At 77.1% G+C, this 2,772-nt stretch carries 2 protein-coding genes; both read left to right on the top strand.

Annotated features, from left to right (window positions below):
* Positions 1-717, top strand: a 717-nt coding sequence (locus GTQ99_RS21860; protein ID WP_205707996.1) for a TetR/AcrR family transcriptional regulator, incomplete at its 5' end; no start/stop codon positions are given.
* Between the two features lie 10 nt (positions 718-727).
* Positions 728-2,650, top strand: a complete 1,923-nt coding sequence (locus GTQ99_RS21855) for an AMP-dependent synthetase/ligase (RefSeq protein WP_166617796.1) — start codon at positions 728-730, stop codon at positions 2,648-2,650.
* Positions 2,651-2,772: the final 122 nt, after the last annotated feature.

Here is a 2,772-nt window from a genome sequence, read left to right as displayed (position 1 = left end):
GTCGTGGCGCCCGCCCTGCCGCGCGGCCGCCACGACCTCCCGCCGCAGCAGGTGGTGGCGGCCCAGCGCGAGCGCATGATGATCGCCGCCACCGAGCTGATGTCCGGCGGCGGCTACCGCGGCGTCGGCGTGCGCGAGGTCTGCGCCCGCGCCTCGGTCTCGCGGGCGGCGTTCTACGAGTGCTTCGGCGACAAGGACGCCTGCGTGCACGCCGCCTACGACCGCTTCATCACCGTCCTGGTGCGGGCGCTGGGCGCGAACGCCCCCGACGGCAAGGACTGGGACGAGTACGTCGCGGGCTTCGCGCGGGTCTACCTGGGGCTCGTGCGGCGCGACCCGGTGACCGCGCGCGCCTTCCTCGTGGAGATGGACGCCCTGGGCCGCGGCGCGCGCGACCGGCGGCGCGAGGCGGTCCGGCGCCTGGCGCTGCTGCTGCGCGAGGAGCACGGGCGGTGGGCCGCCGACGGCACCGCCCCGCTGCCGCTGAGCGCCTACGCGGGCGTGGTGTACGCCATGCGCCAGCTCGTGGCGGACGCGCTGGACGAGGGCGGCCGGGACCTGCCCGACCTGCTGCCGGAGCTGGTGAGCTGGCTGCCGCGCCTGGTGGGCGGGACGCCGCGGGCAACCCCCGGCCGGTCGCTTGACGGGGAGGGGGCGGCGCCGCACCATCGGCGTAACGATCGTTACGTCGACACCGGTGTCGGCGACGGGGACTGAGGAGCAGACGATGGAGCCTGCCGACGTGTCGACGACCCCCGCGGCGGGGGAGCGGCCCGCCGCGGGGCCCGCGGTGGAACCCGCGGTGGAACCCGCGGCGGCGCCCCTGCTCGTGGCGAGCCGTCCGGCGCAGGTGCCGCCCGCGCTCGAGGGCAACCTCACCGACTGCCTGCTGGAGTGGGCGCGCGAGGACCCGGCCGGGGCGTGCCTGGCGCGCCGGGGGCCCGACGGCTCCTGGAGCGACGTGCCCGTCGCCGACGTCCTGGCGCAGGTGCGGGCGGTGGCCAAGGGCCTGCTCGCCGCGGGGATCCGCCCCGGCGACCGCGTGGGGCTGCGCTCGCGCACCCGCTGGGAGTGGACCGTGCTCGACCTGGCGTGCTGGTTCGCCGGTGCCGTCAGCGTCCCCGTGTACGAGACGTCCTCCCCCGAGCAGGTGGCCTGGGTCCTCTCCGACTCCGGTGCCGTGGCCTGCGTCGTGGAGAGCGCCGAGCACGCCGCCGAGCTCGCCGCGCTGCGCGCGCAGCTGCCGTCCCTGCGGCACGCGTGGGTCATCGACGGCGACGGCGACGGCGGCGGCGACGGTTCCGGTGCCCTCGCGCAGCTGGCGGCGGCCGGGCGCGGGGTGGGCGACGAGGACCTGGAACGGGCCCGCGCGAGCTCCGGGCCGCAGACGGTCGCGACGGTCGTCTACACCTCCGGTTCCACCGGCCGGCCCAAGGGCTGCGTGCTCACCCACGGCAACTTCCTGGACCTGGTGCGCAACTCCCACGCCGTCATGCCCGCGATGCTCGACGCCCCCGGCGCCTGCACGCTGCTGTTCATCCCGCTGGCGCACGTGCTGGCCCGCTTCGTCGAGGTCCTGTGCCTGAGCGCCCGCGTCCGGATGGGCCACGCCCCCGACACGCGCACCCTCGTCGAGGACCTGCAGGGGTTCCGGCCGACGTTCGTGCTCGCCGTGCCGCGCGTCTTCCAGAAGGTCCACACCGCCGCGCAGCAGAAGGCCGCCGCGGGCGGCGGCGCGCGGGCCGCCCTCTTCGCGCAGGCCGAGGCCACCGCCGTCGCCTGGTCGCGGGCGCTGGACGCACCCGGCGGCCCGGGGCGGCTGCTCGCCCTGCGCCACCGCCTCTTCGACCACCTCGTCTACTCCAAGGTGCGCGCGAGGATGGGCGGGCGCCTGACGCAGGCCGTCTCCGGCGGTGCCTCGCTGGGGGAGTACCTGGGGCACTTCTTCCGCGGGGCGGGCATCACCGTCTTCGAGGGGTGGGGGCTCACCGAGACCGCCGCGCCGGCGACGGTGAACCGGCCCGGCAGCCAGCGCATCGGCACCGTCGGCGTCCCGCTGCCCGGCACCGACGTCGCCGTGGCCGAGGACGGGGAGGTCCTGTGCCGGGGCATCGGGGTGTTCCGCGAGTACCTGGGCCAGCCGGAGGCGACGGCGGCCGTCTTCCGCGACGGCTGGTTCCGCACCGGCGACCTCGGCACCCTCGACGCGGACGGCTACCTGACGATCACCGGGCGGGCCAAGGAGATCATCGTCACCTCCGCCGGCAAGAACGTCGCCCCCGCACCGCTGGAGGACCGGCTGCGCGCCCACCCGCTGGTCTCCCAGTGCCTCGTCGTCGGCGACGACCGCCCGTTCGTCGGCTGCCTGGTCACCCTCGACGAGCAGGCCCTGGCCACCTGGGCCCGCTCCCACGGCCGGCCGTCGCTGACGCCGGAGGCCGCGCGCCGCGACCCCGACGTCCTGGCCGCGCTGCACGCCGCCGTGGAGGAGGCCAACCGCTCGGTCAGCCGCGCGGAGTCGATCCGGGAGCTGCGGGTGCTCGCCGAGGACTTCACGATCGACAACGACTGCCTCACGCCGAGCCTGAAGGTCCGGCGCGGGGAGGCGCTGCGCCGCTTCGCCGCCGACGTGGACGCGCTGTACGCCTGAGCGGTGGCCGCCCCTGCGGCCGCGGGATAGCGTCCCGCTCCTGCGCGGCCGCACCGGCGGCGAGGAGGGCGGTGGCGGGTGGACGGCGGGCACGCGCGGCGGCGCACCGCGCACCGGGGGCT

This window comes from Kineococcus vitellinus, assembly GCF_009906315.1.
Classification (GTDB): domain Bacteria; phylum Actinomycetota; class Actinomycetes; order Actinomycetales; family Kineococcaceae; genus Kineococcus; species Kineococcus vitellinus.
The sequence above is the reverse complement of the archived record's forward strand: the minus strand, read 5'-3'. Positions and strand labels throughout refer to the sequence as shown.

Coding starts and splice junctions, on each gene's coding strand:
- GTQ99_RS21855 (WP_166617796.1), top strand. CDS start 728: ATGGAGCCTGCCGACGTGTCGACGACCCCCGCGGCGGGGGAGCGGCCC.